Source organism: Longicatena sp. 210702-DFI.1.196 (genome assembly GCF_020563125.1).
GTDB lineage: Bacteria > Bacillota_I > Bacilli_A > Erysipelotrichales > Erysipelotrichaceae > Longicatena > Longicatena caecimuris.
On sequence record NZ_JAJCPX010000019.1, the window covers coordinates 41,603 to 58,986 of the forward strand.

Here is a 17,384-nt window from a genome sequence, read left to right on the forward strand (position 1 = left end):
CCTTCATCACTTCCTTTGCTCTAATATTTCCAAGTGCTTCAAGAACAAATCCTTCTGCCTGATGCTTCTGTTGAAATCAGACATGCATCCTGCATATACTGCTTTGAAGTGTTTGTTCTGTTCTTTTATGTCTGCCAGTTCATCCTTGGTCAATGGAACACCATTTGGATGTTTCCTGGATTCAATGATTGCAGTTGTGTCTGCAATCTTCTGTTTATATTCAACAGCTTTCTTTCCTGAACTGATTCTTTTTTCTTCCAGTTCATTCACCTTGTCCTGAAAGAACTGCTGCATGGTCTGCATTATTTCTTCCCTGTGTTCAAAATCCAGGTCAACAACCTTCAACAGTTTTTTCAATCTTGCCTGGGATGTTGGAAAGAATGCATCCATACGAATATTCATTTGTCCATTGTCATATTTGATTTGTATATCCATCACATCACCCCAAAATCTTCTAATCTTTTATTTGCCATGTCCACATACCATTGCTTGTCCAGGTATGAAGGACATCTGACATCAGCCATGTCTTCATTGAAGATGAAACAGTGTTCAGGACTGGATGCAATCTTTTCAGGCTTCCCTGTTCTGATTGATACCTTCTTGACACCTGCATCTGTTTCCTTGGTTGAAGCGAACACCCTGATGCATTTTTCTTTTATAGGTTCATCACCATGCAGGATGGTGGAATATTTATTTGTTATCTTTGTGACCATCTGAAATTCTTTCAGGTCATCACATTTGTTGATGAAGTTTTCCACTGGAACACCTTTGGTCATATATTCAACCAAGGCATGATTCACAATAGGGAAATCCCCATAATCAAGATTTGACAGCTTCTTCACATAAGCACCTTTTGACTTGATATGTCCATCAGGTGCAACAATGATATAGTTGTTCACATCCTTCTGAAAAACTTTTCTGTATTCATCAAATTCCAGTGTAAGACCAGTTCTTTGTTCCCATTCATAAGCAATGTCATCAATCTTGTTGAACCATTCATCTTCATCCTGTCCATCAGGCATCTTTATCAAAATACCATCTGTGTTGGACTGAATCAGTTGTGCATAAGGTTCAATATGTTCTATAAGGTCAAGAAGAAGAATCTGACCATAGACACAAACTTTGTTTGACATCAAAGGGTCATACAAATCATTGTTCTTGTCCTTCAATACACCATAGGTTGAATTCAACACGATTTTCAGAACCGCCTGCAATGGGTCTTTCTTCTTTTTCAGTTCCAGTCTTTCATGATAGATGTCCACAAACTTTTGTGGGTCAACAATGTTCCTGCTGTGCAGATTGTATCTAATCATCAATGATGGATAAAGTGAAGCAACATCCATCATCAGAAAATATCCTTCACCGCTGTATTTTTCCAAAGCACCATGAACACCACCCCATGCAAAAGTGTGTGGACACCCTGCAACCATCACTGAATATTGATTCTTTTCAGGCTTTTTCTTTCCTGGAACATGTCTGAAATAACATCTGTTGTCAGGATTTGAATACCAGTCAAGAACATCTTTGTATTTTTTCACCTGATTTGTGTCAGGGAAATCAATGTCAAATTCATCATTTCTGTCACCCTGTCTGTGTGCATCCAGGATGATTGCAGTCAACTGTGGTTTTGTTTTTGAAATCAAAGACAGGTCAAGTGGTCTTCCTTTGCAGGCAAGTTTCACAAGTTCCAACCTTCCATTGAATTCTTCTTTCCTTTGCAGGAACACTTCAACAGTTTGTTCCACATCATGAATACAATATTTCACTGTTTCATCAATTTCATCCTGTGTCAGTTTCCTGTCAATGTCGAATGGAACACCTGATTCTTTGATGTTGTTCCCCATACTTCCTTCAAACCATTTCAACCCTTTATCCAGGTTTAGCATCACATCATAATTGTTCAATGGTACATTGCGAAGCAGTGAAGAAAATTTCCATCCAGGTTGTCCTTTGATAATGATGAAATCATTGATTCTTTTTGGGTCAAATCCACAAAGGATTCCTTTCAAAATATACTGGTCATAATAATTTGAATTGAAACCAACCCAAATATCATTCTTGTTTGCCTGATATAAGGATTCAAGTTCTTCCTTGTTGTTGATGATGACATGCTGCTTCTTTTCATTCATGTCCAGGACAACAACCAACCAGTCATATTTGAAGACTTCAAAGTCATAAAACAGCATTTTCTTCACCTTCCTTTCAATCAGGTATCTTCCCAAGATACATTGATTTCAAAAAAATTTGCATCCTGGGAAGACCCTTGTGTCAATTACTCAAGAACAAATACATCTGTGATTTCAAAGTCACTGAAATCCTTGTTCTTCTTGTTTGCAGTGTACTTCAAACCATATTCAAAGTTATCTGCAACCGCTTCAAAGATGTCCATAAGCAATTCAGAATACTGCTTGTATGTCTTGAATTCAATGACAGGGGCATCTGCACCCATTTCTTCAACCATCTTGCGAAGCATTTCATTGTTGTTATGAATCTGAAATCCCTGTGTGACAACCTGATTATAGAAAATCATACTTCCCTTGTATTCACCATCAGAAACAATTTTGAACCAAATGCTGACCATAGGGTCACCCTTCTTGGATGCTTTCAGTTCCATCTGCTGAACTGCAACTTCATAATTGCCATGTGGAACTTCCTTATAATTGCCCTGACCGCCATTTGCAGCAGCTTCTTCAACATCCTTCTGCAATCCTTCTGTGTCAATTTCCTTATCCCATTTGCTGAACATATCCTGTGCCATAATTTTTCACCATTTTAACCTTTCTTTGTTTTAATTTAATGTTGCAACTACCAGGGCAAGTGCTTCTGCACTGTTGAACCCTTCCTTGATGTGGGCATCATACAGAACTTTGTTTGCATGTGCCAGTTCCTGTGCATCCTTGATGATGCTGTCTTCCTTGTTGACAGTCTTCTTCACAACATGCACTTTTCCTTCTTTTTCTGCTGCTTCAAGCAACATCTTCAATAATTCATCCATTAGTTTTCACCCCTTCTTTTTCTAACTCTTGTTTTTGGTGCAGGTGCTTCTTCCTGTGGTGCATCCTGCTGTGTATCTGATTCAGCAGAAGGTTCTGCTGTTTCATTTGATTGCTGTGCAGGTTCTGAATCCTGCTGTGCCTTGTCAGAATCGTCTGTGTCAGGCTTTTCTGTGTCAGGTGTAGATTTATCCACCTTTCTTCTTCCAGGCTTCTGTGTGGCTTCCTGTGTGCTTCCTGCTGCTTCATTTGCCTGTTCATATACATCCATCAAAGCATCCCATGAAAGGGGAATGGTTGTCTGACTGATTCCCTTCAATCTGCCACCGCCAAAGATGACTTCATTCTGCTTGAAGTTCAGTGTTCTGCTGTCATCATCTTCCACCACAACCCTTGCAACAATGTCAACCATTCCTGCAATTTTATTTGCAATAGCATCCTGGATGTTTGGTGCAATTCTTGTGATGTTCTGACCATTCTTCTTGGTGATGTCCTTGGAAATATCTTCATGTGATACAACCACAAGATTTTCATAGTCCAGGTTGAAAAATCTTCTCATTGTTGACAGATATTCTGTCTTGATAATATCCCAACCCTTTCCAAATCCTGAATCAGATTCATGCTGAATTCCAAGGGAATCATACATGAACACCCTGCACATTTCCCTGGTATCTTCCAACAGGTCAATGATGATAGTTTTGAAGTCATTCTGCTTCTTTTCCAGTTCTGCAATGGTGTCCTTGAAAACTTCCCATGCAAACTTTCTGTTGGTCATTCTGCCATTGACAGTGACTTCATCCTTGATGCTGACATAAGGCATTGTGACAAACTGGATGTTTCCATCTGTGTTCAGGTTCAGAGGATTTGGTGCATCATCAAGCATGGTTGTCTTTCCGCTGAATGCAGCACCATAAATCCAAATTTTTCTTTTCTTTGTTTCACTGATGTTTCTTCTTTCACTACTTGGTAAATTCATAAAATCAATCCCTTTCTGACAATAGTCTTTATATTCACAATAGTTGCATAACCAACTTGTGTTCTTTGGAAAATCCTTTGCTTCCAACATTCCTTTTGTTGAAAGAAGGAAGTTGATGACCTTTTCAGGCTCATATTCTATTTGAACCAGTTGTGGTTCTTTCTTTTCCAGTTCTTCCTGCAATCTTTGCCTGAACTGGAACAGGTCTTCTTTCTTTGATTGCTTGATATTCACCTTTGGCACAAACAGGAAGAACATGTTTCTGATGATTTTTCCTGGATTGTTCTTTTCAAAGAAATACTTGTATAAGTGAAGCTGTGGTGAATCCTTGTATTTGGTGACATTGTTTGAATATTTGAAATCATACAAGTCATAAACATTTGGAATGACCTGATGTTCACCACCAAGTTTCTGTTCTGTTTTTGCAGGTGCAAGCAGGTCAATGAAACCAATGAAGTCATCATCTTCAATTTTCACTTCATGTTCCCCTGATGGAATCATTGATGCTGCCTTTGGAATCATCACTTCAAGTTTAATTGCTTCATTGATGTGTGCATCACTTATGACTGGATATTGCATGAAATATTCATGAATTGCTGTCTGAACATCCTTTTCCAGTCCAGTGTGAAGTGCTGTTCCAAGAAACAATGCATTGTCTGCATTATCAGGTGGAATTGTTCTGATTTCCTGGTTGTATCTCAAATCATACCGATATGGACAGGATTCAAAGCATTCCACTTTGCTGTGTGACACAATCAAGTTGACCACCTTCCTTTCAATTTTTTATAATACTGACCACATGTGCATCCACTCTGAATCAGTTCAATCATAGTCTTGAAGGTTTCAAAATCATCAGGATAAAGAAGAATTGCAAAACCGCCTGCTTCATCAATCTTTTTCAGATTATAAAGTTGCAATTCACTTGGTTTTCCATTCTTTGCCTTGACTTCAATCCCAAGGAACTTTCCATTGCAACATGCCAGGATGTCAGGGATGCCTGACTTTGTATATGCTGCACCGCCCCAATATTTCAAGAACCAACATCCATGGTCTTTCAGGAATCCTTTGATTTTGTTTTCAAAGTTTTTTTCTGCTGCCAATGTTCCACCGCCTTTCTTCTGAAACTGATGCAAGGATATTCCCTGGAACTTTCAATGCACCATTTCCATTTTTCACAATCCTTGCAGGTCAGTTCATCAGTCTTTGACTGTGATTCTGACAGATGCTTTGACATCTGATGTCTTTGCATACTTTTCATAGACATCAGGATGGTCTTTCTTTAATGCTTTGGAATCAATGGTTGTCTTCTTTGTTGGTGCAACATAAGTGACTTTCAGGATGTCATTTTCAAATGACTTGATTCCAAACTGACCCATTGCAGCTTCAAGTGCTGCCCTGACTTCCTTTTCCTTTTCTTCCAGTTTCTTCTTCTGCTTGCTGATTGCTGAAATCTGCTGCATGATTGCCATTGCATTTGAATCCTTGTTGAATTCCTTCAAAGCAGTTTCTTCATCAAACTGTTCTTCACAACCATTCTGTTCCAGGTCTTCCTTGTCATCATAGTTGCTGCAAGCATGTCCACATGTTTCAAAGTCTTCACAATAATAGCAGCAACAATCTTTTTCACATGTGTTGTCATTCATTGCCTGTTTACATTTTTTCATTACTGTTCACCATTCCTTTCTTCCAGTTGCTTTTCAAACTCTGCCTGATATGTAAGAATTTCATCAACATAAGGTGTTGAATAGATTCCTTTGTTCCAAAGTTTTTCAGCACCATTTGACCCCATGTTGTATGCCATCAATACCAGGTTTGGGTCTGTATATTCTTCAAACAACTTCCGAAGAACAAAAACACCTGCTCTGATGTTCTGTTCCTTATCCAGGAAATCAGTCACACCAATTGTTTCTTCCAACCATTCATGATTGCATTTGTTAATCTGCATCAGACCATAATCATCTGTTGAACTGATGATGTCAGACCTGAAAGAAGATTCCTTCTGCATCAATGCCATGACCAGTGTCCAGTCAATGTCATATCCCTTGCATAGATAGAAAGTGAATTCCTGTGTTGCTTCATCCAGGTTGCAGTCAAGTGGTGTGAAATCAAATTCATCACCTGACCAGTCCATTGAAATTTCACTGGTGAAGACCCTTCCATCATAAGCACCATAATGGTTGACATGCTGCATGATATATTCATTCTTTTCAGAAGTTGTTCCTGTTTCAATTTCCTTGGTGTCTTTGTGTGCAATTCCTGCAATCAATGCCCCAAGCAATGCACCAATCAGAAGAACCACTGCTGTGAAAATCAAGAACCTGTTTTTCACAATCCGCTGTGATTGCTTTGACCTGATGACCTTTCTTCCATAAGTTTTGGTGTTATTATCCATTGTTTTCCATCCTTTCATATTCATTGAATAGTTCATCTGTGAAGTCCTTCCGCATTTCCAAGGTTTGCAGGATGACTTCTTCAACACTTCCCTTGCACATCAAAATGTAATAAAAACAAGGTTGTTCCTGACCGATTCTGTGAATCCTTTTCTTTGATTGTTCAAATAGTTCTGACTTATCAGTCAAGGTGAAATATATAATTTTGTTTGCTTTTTGAAGATTCAATCCCATTGCACCTGCTTGATACTGGATGAATGTGATGGAATTATCTTCCTGTTCGTATGCTGTCAGGTCTTTTGTTTGACCATTGACTTCTGAAATAGGTCTGTCCAAAGATGCAGCAATTCTTTTCAGCAGTTCCACTTCTGCATTAAAGTTGTAAAACACAATCAATCTGTCCTGGGTGCTTTGCACAAGTTCCTTGAATGCCTGCAATTTGAATTCACTATATTGACCACACAACTGTCTTGCATAAAGTCTTTTTGTCAATGTGGTGTCACCAACCAGTTCAATCCTTGGTGTCACATCTGTTCCATAGAAATCTGAATCATCATGGAATTCTTTCAGATTCAAGGTGTCAATGGTGATGATGCAGTCCTTCATGAATTTCCAGTATTCCTTGGATGTTGGAACTGTTTGTTTGATGAAGGTCTGTTCAGGAAGGTCAAAACATTCTTCTGTTTTCATAAAGACCGCCCCATGTTCACGCAACTTGGATTTTAACCTGTCAACATTCTTGTATGGATTTTCTTTGTCCACAATTTTGTGAGTGAATCCACCCATATCAATCTTTGTCCAGTTCACATATTGTCTGTTATAAACATCTTCTGAAATGTTCCATCCAAGCAGATGAATCTGTGACCAAAGATTTTCATATTTTCCTGCTGTCGGTGTTCCTGAAAGAAGAATCACATTGTCAGGATTCAATTGCAGGATGAATTTTGACTGCTTTGCACCCTGGTTCTGAATCAGGGATGATTCATCAAGCATCAATGTAAAGTCCTGCAATTGCAACAACTGTTTTCTTCTCCATGCCAGTTCATAATTGATGACACCAACAACATTGAATGGATAAAGGTTTTCTTGTCTGTAATATTCACCAGTCAATTCATCCTGAATCCAATGGTCTTCTGTTGCTTGTTGTGCTTCCCTGATAAATTCCTGAAATGCTTTTTTGTTTGTCAGGTCAAAAATCAAATCTTTCTGAAATTCAGACCTTTCATCTGTTGCATAATGTTCATTGAAATGGTCAATCCAGTCCTGAATCTTTGACTTCTGACAAACAATCAAATTCACTGGTGAATTCATGACCTTCATCTTTTCAGCACCAACAAAGGTTTTTCCAAGACCCATGTCCAAATAATATGCAACCCTGTTCAAGTCTTTGGTCTGTTCAAGTGCTTCCTGCTGATGTTTGAAAAGTTCCATGTAACCACCTAACCTTCCACATCAATTCCAGTGATTTCTTTGAAGATGTCCTTGTCAAAGTTTGGAAGATTCATCACAATGGTCTTTTTTCTGTCTGAAAGACCATCCCACCACATCTGTCTTCCTGTTTCCTTTTCAATGTGCTTTAAGAATCCACCTGTCACTGAATATTCAGGATGCTGTTCTTTTTCTTCATCTGTCATGTCATCTTCCCATATCCAAGAAAGAACATTTGAAGGACAATCCATCAGAATGTATCTTGCATCTGAATTCAACCAATCCTGATATGTCCAATCAGAAGGTTTGTTGAACAAGAAAATTTTTGGTGATTCAGTGTTGAAGCATCCATTTGAAAAACAAGTCTTGTTCCAATCACCGCTGTTGCGATTACCGCTGTTGCGATTACCGCTGTTGCGATTACCGCTGTTGCAATCACCGCTGTTGCGATTACCGCTGTTGCAAAGTCCAGTGCAGGCTTTTCCCAAGTTCACAAGGTCAAGAACTTCCTGCCAGGTGATTTCCCTGATAATATGAATTTTGTTCGTGCAGCACTTGCTGTCATCATCTTGGGTGTCAATGTCACCAAGTGCTTCCACTTCTGCAACCTTATTGTCAGGGTCAAAAGAATAATATCTGAAACAGTCAGATGCTTTTGTGCAGAAATGAAATCCCCTGTCACAACATACTGGTGTGACATCTTCTTCAAATACTTTTCCTACTTCAAACTGAAATCCTCTGCAAGTCCAGTCTGAATTGAATACTTTGTAACCTTTCATGTGTTTTTGTCCATCCTTTCATATTTTGTCATCACACTTTTATTCCTGTGATTTCTTCAAACTTCTGCTTTGTTATCACATAAGTCCATTGACCTGACATCTTGACTGCCATTCCAAACTTCAATGTTCCCTGCTGCAATCCGATTCTGACAAACTGTTCAGAAGCACCAAGAAGATGTGCAGCTTCTGCAACTGAAAGTCTGTTGTCAGGACTATTGTTCCAGTCAATCATCATTTCACCACCTTTCCTTGTATCTTATCAAGATACATCAATCGCAAAAAAATATTTCATCAATTTCCTGACAAGTCAAATTGTATCTAATTTTGATTGCCCTGATTTCAGACATTGTGAATTCAGCACCGCCAGTTGAATTGATTTTTGCATTCAACCGCTGAACAGAAATTCCAATTGCTTCTGCCAGGCTTTCTTGTGTGTCACCATGTAATTTCATCACACTAACAAATTTGTTCTTATTCATCAACTTCACTTCCTTTCTTAACATGAACCACCATCTGAACCATGAAATGCACCAACTGGATATTTCCAGTCTTCAACAAATATGTCATCAACAGTGAATTCACCAGTTTTTATTGAATGCACTGCCTGTTTATCATCCAGGCATAAACACGATTTTGCACCACAAATGAAATCATCAAGATTCTTTTTATTATCCAGTGTGAATCCAAGTCTTTCTTCATCTTCCCTTAATTCCTTGTATTCATCAGGATAGATTTCACTGAATCCCTTCATCAATGGTGGTGTTGAAAAGATACATGCTGCACAACTGCATCTGTTCCATCCTAATCTATAACAAGGATGTGGATTTACATGATGTCTTTTCAGGACTTCCCAAACATCTTTTTCAGTATAATCAATACAACACCGCCACTGATGAACAATTCTGTGATTTCTTTTTTCAGCATTTGTTCTGTGAATCTCAATTTCATTATATTTTGACCGCCCTGCTGATTCACCCCTTCTTTCACCTGAAACAATCAAGATTTTCTTGTCAGATTTGGTTTCTTCAAGGTTTGCTGTCACACTGTCCTGAACTGCTGCTTTTAGATTTCCACTGCACCATCTTCCCTGATGTGTTCCACCCTTTGCAGGAAACTTGTGTCTTTTGCCACCAAGTTCTTCAAGCCTGTCCAAGTTTGAAACAACTGAATCTGCAACCATAACTTTCAGATATGCAGAACACCATCTTCTTGAAAGGTCAGGTGATTTTGCAGGAAACTTCATTCTGCATCCATATTCTTTCAATAGTTCTTCCATTTCTTCCAGGCACTGTTCTTTGATTTCCTGACATTTCAAATAATTTGATGACAGCTTGCACTGTTTTATTTCACCAGTGTCAGGGTCAACCCATTCAATAGGGTCTGATGCACCTATTCTGTATAATTCACCAAAGAATCCATTGACACGATATGAAACCCTTAACTTGACACCTTCTGCATCTGCAAGTGCTTTCATATAGTTCTGTGTGCATTTCCAGTCCATTCTTCTTGTAGGATGTCCACCATCTATGTCATGATGCCACAATTCAATTTTTTCCTTTGGAACACCAAGTTCAAGCAGTTTATAAAAACATGCAATTGAATCTTTACCACCTGAAATCAAAACAACAATCAAGTCATATTCTTCCAGGGGAAGAAGTTCAGGAAGATAAATGTTTTCAAAATGCTTTGAATCCTTTCTTCCATCAACCCTTGGTTTGATTGAAATACCTTTGCCATATATAGGTGAATCCTGAACACCAAGGACAACTGGTGTGTCCATGGTGCAGTCTTTATCTTTTATGAATTCCATTTATGCCACCTTTCTTTTCCCTGGTTATGCAACCAAGGAAGCAAGAAATTCTGAATCAGTTTTATATTTATAACCATCAAGCATTTCATCTGAAAAACCATTTATGAACTGCCAGTGAAGCATTGTCTTCAAAGTCTTGTCATCCTTTGCAATCATGTCATGCTTCTTCATAAGGTTATATGCTGCAAGCATCACATCAAGTGCAGAACCTTCAACAACAAGTTCTTCAACAATCTTCTTTGGTTTATTCCATTCTTCCTTCTTAAAGAACAAAGCACCAATGAAGGTTTTCTTTCCATTTACAACAACAAGTTCCTGCTTTGTTTCCTTTGTAATATCATCAAACACTTTCTGAATTCTAACTTTTACATTCATCATTTTTCATCCATCCTTTTCATTTATTTTGGTGTTTTCGGTTTGTATCTTATGAAGATACATCAATATTAGCATGTATCTTGAAGGGTGTCAATAGGTTTTTTCAAATTTTTAAGATATTTTTTCAAGAAAAATTGAAAAAATAACGCATTTATGCTATTATCAAGATACAATCATAAATAAGAAAGGATGTGACCATTATGACAATGGGGACATATATCAAGCAATTAAGGGAAGAAATGGGAATATCCCAAGAAGAACTTGGAAGGTCACTGAATCCACCAGTGAACAGGGCAGCAGTGAACAAGTGGGAAACGGGTCAGGTTGAAAATATAAAAAGGACACACATTCAGCAGCTTGCAAAGAAGTTTGGTGTTTCCCCTTGTGAATTGATGTGTTTTGATGACCGCTTTGATTCTGCCAAAGCAGCAGAAGAAACCAAAGCAATTGAACTGGTTCAGAAGCATTTTGGAAAAGATGCAGTTCATGTGTTGCAGATGTTTATGGAATTGAATCAGACTGGACAGCAGAAAGTCCTGGAAGACTTGTCAGACATGACAGAACTGTCCAAGTACACTGAAAAAAGGGAAACTGTATTGAAAAACGCATAGGGAACATCATTTTTGTCAACTTCAATTCAAGATAAATTCAAGATGAAAGTCAAGATGTAACCCTTGAAAACAAAGGAAAAGTCAAGATGTCAATGATTGTTTTGACTTATTTATAATCAAAGAATAAGAAATCATCAAAAATCAATGATTCCTTAAAAAATAATTATAATATATAGAATACATCACATCTTGACTTTTTGAACACCAAAAACCATTGAAAGTCCAGTAAAATCAAGGCTTTCAGCAAAGTCAACATGAAAGGAAGGGATTCAAGATGTCAAAGGAATATACTTGGAATAAAGATGAAGAAAAATATTTTGAATGTTTTCTTTCAAAATTATCAGATGAAGAAAAGAAATGTTTGAAACTAAATAGGTTATCAACTGGACACATAGAGCCTTATTTTAATTCATATCCACTTGGAAAAATAAAACTTCAAGGAAGAAAACATTCCATGCAAATATTAAAATCATTATATAAATTTGAAACAATTGAAGGAAATGTGGATGATTTCATTGAAAGAATAGATGATGTTATAACCTATTTAAGAAAATATTGTAAATGAAAGGAAGGATTCAAGATGTTTGGAAAGAAAAAAGAATCAGGACTTGCAGTTCAGCACTATGAAGGAATTGAAGGATTTGCCACCAATTATCCATGCAGACTGGAACTGGATGCAGATATGCTGACAATTACCAGGATAAAACCTGAAACAACTGTTACACTTCCAAGGAACAGGATTCAGTCAATCAGTGCAATGGAAGAATCACAATTCATGCAGAAATATCATGGAAATGCTGCATCCACTGGAAAAGGAATCAAGAAATATTTCCTGGTCATTCATTATGACAAAGGAATGCTTGCATTTTGGGGAACTGCAAAGGAATATGGTCAGTTTGTAAAAATGCAATTTGGTCAGACCGCTGCACCAAGTCATATTTCATTGTAAAATAAAAAATTCCCCTGACTGCTACCAACAGCCAGGGGAAAAGGATGGAAACCAAATCAAATGGATGAAATGGTCACCAAAAACACCAATATAATTATACCATTTCATCCTGAAAAAAGAAAGGATGATGGTCATGAAATTACCAAACAAATATGGTTCAGTTTACAAGCTGTCAGGGAAAAGAAGAAATCCATGGGCAGCAAGGAAGACTGTTGGATGGAAACAGATTCCTGAAAAGAAAAAATCCTATCCTGTTTATAAGTTTATAGGATATTATGCAACCAGGGCAGAAGCACTTCAAGCACTTGCGTCTTATAATGAAGACCCTTATGACCTGCACCTGGACACAATCACATTTGCAGAAGTATATGAAAAATGGTCTGCAATTCACTATGAAACCATCAAAGACTGCAATGGTTACAAAGCAGCATTCAAGACCAGTGAACCGCTGCATGACATGAAATTTGTGGAAATAAAACTTGACCACCTGCAACAATGTGTGGATGAATCAGGGAAGAACACACCAACCTTGAAGACATTGAAAAATCTGTGGGGATTGATGTGGGATTATGCAGTCATTCATGAAATAGTCACCCCTGACAAAAGGGATATAATCAAATATGTGGACATCAACAAAGCAGGGAATCCAAATGCATACAACAGAAAACCTTTCAGCAAGAAGGAAGTCAAAATGCTGTGGGATGCACAAGAATCCAATGAATATCTGTCTGTTGTTCTTATTCTCATATACACTGGTGTCAGAATCGGTGAATTGCTTGATTTGGAAAAGAAAGACATTCACTTGGATGAAAGATGGTTCTATGTGAAGGAATCAAAGACCAGTTCAGGAATCAGGGAAGTTCCAATTGCAGAAAAGGTTGTTCCTTTCTTTGAATACTGGATGAAGAAGGACTGTGACCATCTGATTTGCACACCTGATGAACAGCCTTTCAAATATCGCAATTATTATGATTCATACTGGATTCCTTTGATGCTTCAATTGAACATGGGAAAGTATGTCATCAAGGAAGATAAAAAAGAACCAGTCTATGAAGGACACCGACCACATGACACAAGACACACCTGTGTCAGCCTGCTGACCGAAAAGAAGGTTGATGAAAGAATTGTTCAGAAAATTGTTGGTCACAAAGGACAGAATGTCACACAAGCTGTTTACACTCACCTGGAACTTCCAATCAAACTGGAAGCAATCAACCTGATTTGAAAGAAGGTGACCTGAATGAATAGAACAGCATACAAAAACCAATTCAATGCAGACCATTATGAAAGAATCAATTTTTCAGTTCCAAAGGGAATGAAGCAGGTCATCAAAGACCTTGCAGCAGACAAAGGAATGTCCATGAACAAATATTTTCTGTTCCTGGTGAATAAAGACCAGGAAGGTCTGTTTGATAATATGCAGCTTGCAGAAAAGTCCAGGGAAAAGATTCTGACCATCAAAGGGAACACACATGATGGATATGATGTTTTCTTCAAAGATGGAAGAATAATTCATTGCAGAACCAAACTGGACATCAGAAAATGTCTTGCACAAGACAACAAAAGTCTTGCACAAGACACCTGATTCAGTGTTACTATTTTGTTTCTAACTTGTTACTAACAGATAGAAATTCAGAAAAATGGACAAAAAGAAAAATCCCACAAATCCAAGGAAAACCTTGAATCTGTGGGATTGATTTTTGCTGTCGAACTATCTTCTACAAAATGATCTGATAAATCTTTCTTCATCTTCTGCAATGTTTGTATTTTTTCTTCAATACTATCTTTCATAATCAGCTTGTAAACCTGTACATTCTGATTCTGACCGATGCGATACGCACGATCAGTTGCTTGATTTTGCGCAGACACATTCCACCATGGATCAAAATGTATAACAGCACTTGCTGCTGTCAAATTCAATCCGGTTCCCCCGGCCTTTAAAGATATTAGGAAAACATCTGTCAAACCATTTTGAAACTGCTGTACCATATCGCGGCGCTGTTGTTTTGTATTGTTGCCTGTCAGCTTCAAATAAGAAAAACGACGCTTGATAAGTTCCTCTTCCAAGATATCTAATACAGATGTAAATGATGAAAACAACAAGACTCTTTGATGATTTTCCCGTAAAGTTTCTAACAAATCCAAACAATATAGTAATTTACTACTTGCAGTAGTGATGTTCTCATATAGGATACGCGGTTCACAACAAATCTGACGAAGTCGCGTTAACATGGCAAGAATCGCAAATTTATCCGGACGTTCCATCTGCAGATGTTTGCTTAATGCTTGATTGACCTGAGATAAATTTGCCAAATATAGTTTCTTTTCAGTATCTTCAAATGGAATCATGAGCGTATGTTCAATTTTATCTGGTAACTCTTTTAAGACCTTGCTTTTGGTACGTCTTAAAATAAACGGTTCCACCATCTTTTTCAGTTTCATTTGTGTTTGCTCATCATGATTTTGTACAATATTCTTTTCGAAATGTGTTTGAAAATAATGATAATTAAACAAATATCCCGGCATTAAAAAATCAAAAATGCTCCATAATTCAGCTAATGTATTTTCAATCGGAGTACCACTCAATGCCAAGCGATGCACAGCTTTAAGCTGTTTCACACATTCCGCATTTTTCGTCTTTTGATTCTTAATGAACTGTGCTTCATCTAATACAAGATAGTAAAAATGAATGGTTTCATACTGTGTAATATCACGTTTTAAATAATCATAAGATGTTATCAATACATCATATTGTGAGAAAGATGCTATTTGCATGCATCTCTCTTTGGCATTTCCCATAATGCATTGTACACGCAAATCCGCCTGAAATTTCTGCAATTCATCTTCCCAATTTAACACCAAAGAGCTTGGAGTAACAATCAAGGAAACCTGTCCTTCTTGCTTCATTGTTTCTAATAAAGCAATGACCTGCAAAGTTTTTCCTAAGCCCATATCATCTGCTAAAATACCACCGAAATGATAATGGTGCAATGTCTGCATCCATTTCACACCTTCTTTTTGATAATCACGCAGCACATGTTCATAACGAGAAGCAATGTCCGCTAGCTTGATATCCTTTTTGTGATATTGTGAAAGATAATCTACATAGCTTTGCTTCGCTGTAATATCGACATCATGATCTTGCTGTAAAACATCTTCCATATGAAAGCTGCGATATGCTGGCATTTGTACACTGCCTTTTTTAATATCTTTTAAATCAATTGCTAAATCATCTAATAAAGCATTGGTTTCTTCTAGCTCTTTTCCTTCTAAAGATAATAAGCGTCCATCCATCAGACGATAATATTTCCGTCTCTTTCGATATGCCCTTAAAATATCATATAACTCATCCGCTGTAACATCAACACTGGCAATATCAATCTGTAAAAGATCATTTGACATGCCAATGCCAACACTTACATGCATGGCCATAGGTTCATTGATGCTCTTTAACGCATCGGATACAAAGATATCACAATAACGGCTTAAGTATGGTAAGCCTTCCTGTAGAAAGACTAATGTTGTATCCTGCTGTTGGCTTAGATAAGCAACATGTCCATCATAATCAATCGTTTGTGCATATGCCTGTACGCATTCACATACCAACTGTACATGCAAGAGTTGCTCCTTCACCGTATCATCAAAGCCATTCACTATGGTACCATCAGGCATGTGTGCTTTGATGCGGATACTAATTAATCCTTGCTCATCCATATCCGCAAATAGCTGTATATAGTCTTCTTCCATATAAACAGGCAGACATTCTTTATTCTTCACCGTAAGATAGCCTTTACACTGTTTTATGATATGGCCTTGAAAACGACGAATATCGTTTTTACCAATCCAAAAATCTTCTTCTAGTAGTTGTTTTAATAAAGAAACGCTGTAATGATTCATCGTTTTACGAATCAGCGTCTTTTCCTTAATTTTATACACATGCTCTTTCCCCAAGATCATATTGCGTTTGGGGCTTAACAGAACAATCTGATAATCCTCATCCTTAGGAAGTATTTCAATGCACATCTTTCCTTTTTCTTCCACAAGATTAAAATCACGATACTCCCTTGGTATATCCAGCATCTTGTCATAAAAAGCATCCAGTTTTTCTTCTTGTATCCGCATTTCACGTCCTGAATAATAATAAAGATGATCGGACATATTCTCCTTTAATAGTTGAATAAGCTCTTGTGATATTACATCAAATTGCTCCATCGTATGAGTAAAAGCTAGCTCTTTTCCATAACTGATATATTCTTCATGAGCGATAGCTTCCAGAAATTCCTGTATTCTCTTAACGATGTACATGCGTTTACGGCCTTTGCCAATTTTTAATGAAATATAGCAATCCCTTAAATGGCTTCCATATTCACTATCTATATTCTCTAACTGCACATATAAATGGATATCCTGATGTCCTTGCAGAATAGGAAACTGTTGATCCTTATGCCACTGCTCATCCAGCCATTCATGCGCTTTCTCCATAAGACGCTTACGCTGTTCAAGTTCTAATTGACGCCGATATTCCTCGTATTCACGCAACCGTCTTGCCTTACGTTCTTCATATCGCTGTAATAGGCTATTTTGCTGTTTTTGCTCTTCTTCATTATTTCTGGTTTGCTGATATTCCTGATAACGAAGTAAGAATTTCTGTCTTTGAAAATGATAAGGGAACATACATGGCTCCATAATAGAGATGATCATCAACACTTCACCAACGTGAGCACAGCCACTTTCTTGCGTACAAAAAGGGCAACTACATTCATATGCCGTCACATGATAATTTTCATCTATGGTAATGGTAATATGATTACTATAAACATCCTGATTTATATGGGCGTCCACATGATATTGTCCGGATGCATCACATAAAACGACCATGCTTTCTATATCAGCAGCCTTCAGATATTTCTTTGCCAAAGTATAATTTTGTACATTACTAACGACACGTTTTATTTCCTCTTTCGTTATCTGCATATATACCCTCCATGCGCTTCTTGTAGGATACTCAAATGTTTAATAAAGAGGCTGTAACGAAATAGACTGAATTGACAAGTCTATGAGGTTACACCTCTT

20 protein-coding genes are annotated in these 17,384 nt (G+C 37.6%); 5 read left to right on the top strand and 15 right to left on the bottom strand.

Going from position 1 to position 17,384, the window contains the following annotated elements; all coding sequences use genetic code 11:
• Positions 1 to 6: 6 nt before the first annotated feature.
• The 14 genes from LI241_RS09265 to LI241_RS09330 all read right to left on the bottom strand — a co-directional run bounded on the left by LI241_RS09265 (position 7) and on the right by LI241_RS09330 (position 10,754).
• Positions 7 to 390, bottom strand: a complete 384-nt coding sequence (locus LI241_RS09265; protein WP_227151246.1) for a hypothetical protein — start codon at positions 388 to 390, stop codon at positions 7 to 9.
• A 44-nt stretch (positions 391 to 434) separates the two neighbouring features.
• Complete coding sequence (locus tag LI241_RS09270; RefSeq protein WP_227151248.1) at positions 435 to 2,186, bottom strand: hypothetical protein; 1,752 nt, start codon at positions 2,184 to 2,186, stop codon at positions 435 to 437.
• 86 nt (positions 2,187 to 2,272) lie between these two features.
• Positions 2,273 to 2,758, bottom strand: coding sequence for a DUF669 domain-containing protein (locus tag LI241_RS09275; protein ID WP_227151250.1), 486 nt, complete (start codon positions 2,756 to 2,758; stop codon positions 2,273 to 2,275).
• Between the two features lie 30 nt (positions 2,759 to 2,788).
• Entirely contained in the window at positions 2,789 to 2,995 is a 207-nt protein-coding gene (locus tag LI241_RS09280) for a hypothetical protein (protein WP_118455455.1), read from the bottom strand.
• A complete protein-coding gene (locus LI241_RS09285; RefSeq protein ID WP_227151267.1) occupies positions 2,995 to 4,722 on the bottom strand; it encodes an AAA family ATPase in 1,728 nt (575 codons plus the stop codon). Before LI241_RS09285 ends, LI241_RS09280 begins: the two co-directional genes overlap by 1 nt.
• Positions 4,723 to 4,724: 2 nt before the next feature.
• Positions 4,725 to 5,069: a VRR-NUC domain-containing protein gene (locus LI241_RS09290; RefSeq protein WP_227151252.1), complete on the bottom strand. Its 345-nt coding sequence runs from the start codon at positions 5,067 to 5,069 to the stop codon at positions 4,725 to 4,727.
• A 96-nt stretch (positions 5,070 to 5,165) separates the two neighbouring features.
• Entirely contained in the window at positions 5,166 to 5,633 is a 468-nt protein-coding gene (locus LI241_RS09295) for a hypothetical protein (RefSeq protein ID WP_227151260.1), read from the bottom strand.
• A complete protein-coding gene (locus LI241_RS09300; protein ID WP_227151262.1) occupies positions 5,633 to 6,397 on the bottom strand; it encodes a transglycosylase SLT domain-containing protein in 765 nt (254 codons plus the stop codon). The genes LI241_RS09295 and LI241_RS09300 overlap by 1 nt, the downstream gene beginning before the upstream one ends.
• Positions 6,354 to 7,790 carry a DEAD/DEAH box helicase gene (locus LI241_RS09305; RefSeq protein ID WP_227151264.1) on the bottom strand — a complete coding sequence of 479 codons (1,437 nt, stop codon included), beginning with the start codon at positions 7,788 to 7,790 and terminating at the stop codon, positions 6,354 to 6,356. The genes LI241_RS09300 and LI241_RS09305 overlap by 44 nt, the downstream gene beginning before the upstream one ends.
• Before the next feature lie 8 nt (positions 7,791 to 7,798).
• Entirely contained in the window at positions 7,799 to 8,566 is a 768-nt protein-coding gene (locus LI241_RS09310) for a pentapeptide repeat-containing protein (protein WP_227161064.1), read from the bottom strand.
• Positions 8,567 to 8,597: 31 nt separating this feature from the next.
• Complete coding sequence (locus LI241_RS09315; RefSeq protein ID WP_118455469.1) at positions 8,598 to 8,798, bottom strand: hypothetical protein; 201 nt, start codon at positions 8,796 to 8,798, stop codon at positions 8,598 to 8,600.
• 37 nt (positions 8,799 to 8,835) lie between these two features.
• Positions 8,836 to 9,045: a helix-turn-helix transcriptional regulator gene (locus LI241_RS09320; protein ID WP_118455471.1), complete on the bottom strand. Its 210-nt coding sequence runs from the start codon at positions 9,043 to 9,045 to the stop codon at positions 8,836 to 8,838.
• A 17-nt stretch (positions 9,046 to 9,062) separates the two neighbouring features.
• Complete coding sequence (locus LI241_RS09325) at positions 9,063 to 10,376, bottom strand: phosphoadenosine phosphosulfate reductase family protein (protein ID WP_227151422.1); 1,314 nt, start codon at positions 10,374 to 10,376, stop codon at positions 9,063 to 9,065.
• Between the two features lie 24 nt (positions 10,377 to 10,400).
• Positions 10,401 to 10,754, bottom strand: coding sequence for a hypothetical protein (locus tag LI241_RS09330; protein WP_227151424.1), 354 nt, complete (start codon positions 10,752 to 10,754; stop codon positions 10,401 to 10,403).
• A gap of 197 nt (positions 10,755 to 10,951) precedes the next feature.
• Between LI241_RS09330 and LI241_RS09335 the strand changes: the two genes are divergently transcribed.
• From LI241_RS09335 to LI241_RS09355, 5 genes are all read left to right on the top strand, one after another.
• Positions 10,952 to 11,362, top strand: coding sequence for a helix-turn-helix domain-containing protein (locus tag LI241_RS09335; RefSeq protein WP_227151426.1), 411 nt, complete (start codon positions 10,952 to 10,954; stop codon positions 11,360 to 11,362).
• A gap of 274 nt (positions 11,363 to 11,636) precedes the next feature.
• Complete coding sequence (locus tag LI241_RS09340; RefSeq protein WP_227151428.1) at positions 11,637 to 11,927, top strand: hypothetical protein; 291 nt, start codon at positions 11,637 to 11,639, stop codon at positions 11,925 to 11,927.
• A 15-nt stretch (positions 11,928 to 11,942) separates the two neighbouring features.
• A complete protein-coding gene (locus LI241_RS09345; RefSeq protein ID WP_227151429.1) occupies positions 11,943 to 12,311 on the top strand; it encodes a hypothetical protein in 369 nt (122 codons plus the stop codon).
• Positions 12,312 to 12,444: 133 nt separating this feature from the next.
• Complete coding sequence (locus LI241_RS09350; RefSeq protein WP_227151430.1) at positions 12,445 to 13,536, top strand: site-specific integrase; 1,092 nt, start codon at positions 12,445 to 12,447, stop codon at positions 13,534 to 13,536.
• 15 nt (positions 13,537 to 13,551) lie between these two features.
• The gene (locus LI241_RS09355; protein WP_227151431.1) at positions 13,552 to 13,896 is read left to right on the top strand and encodes a hypothetical protein; all 345 of its coding nucleotides are present in this window, start codon (positions 13,552 to 13,554) and stop codon (positions 13,894 to 13,896) included.
• Positions 13,897 to 13,943: 47 nt separating this feature from the next.
• On the opposite strand, the gene LI241_RS09360 is transcribed toward LI241_RS09355, so the two are convergent.
• On the bottom strand, positions 13,944 to 17,285 hold the full coding sequence (locus LI241_RS09360; protein ID WP_227151432.1) for a DEAD/DEAH box helicase: 3,342 nt from the start codon (positions 17,283 to 17,285) through the stop codon (positions 13,944 to 13,946).
• Positions 17,286 to 17,384 lie beyond the last annotated feature (99 nt).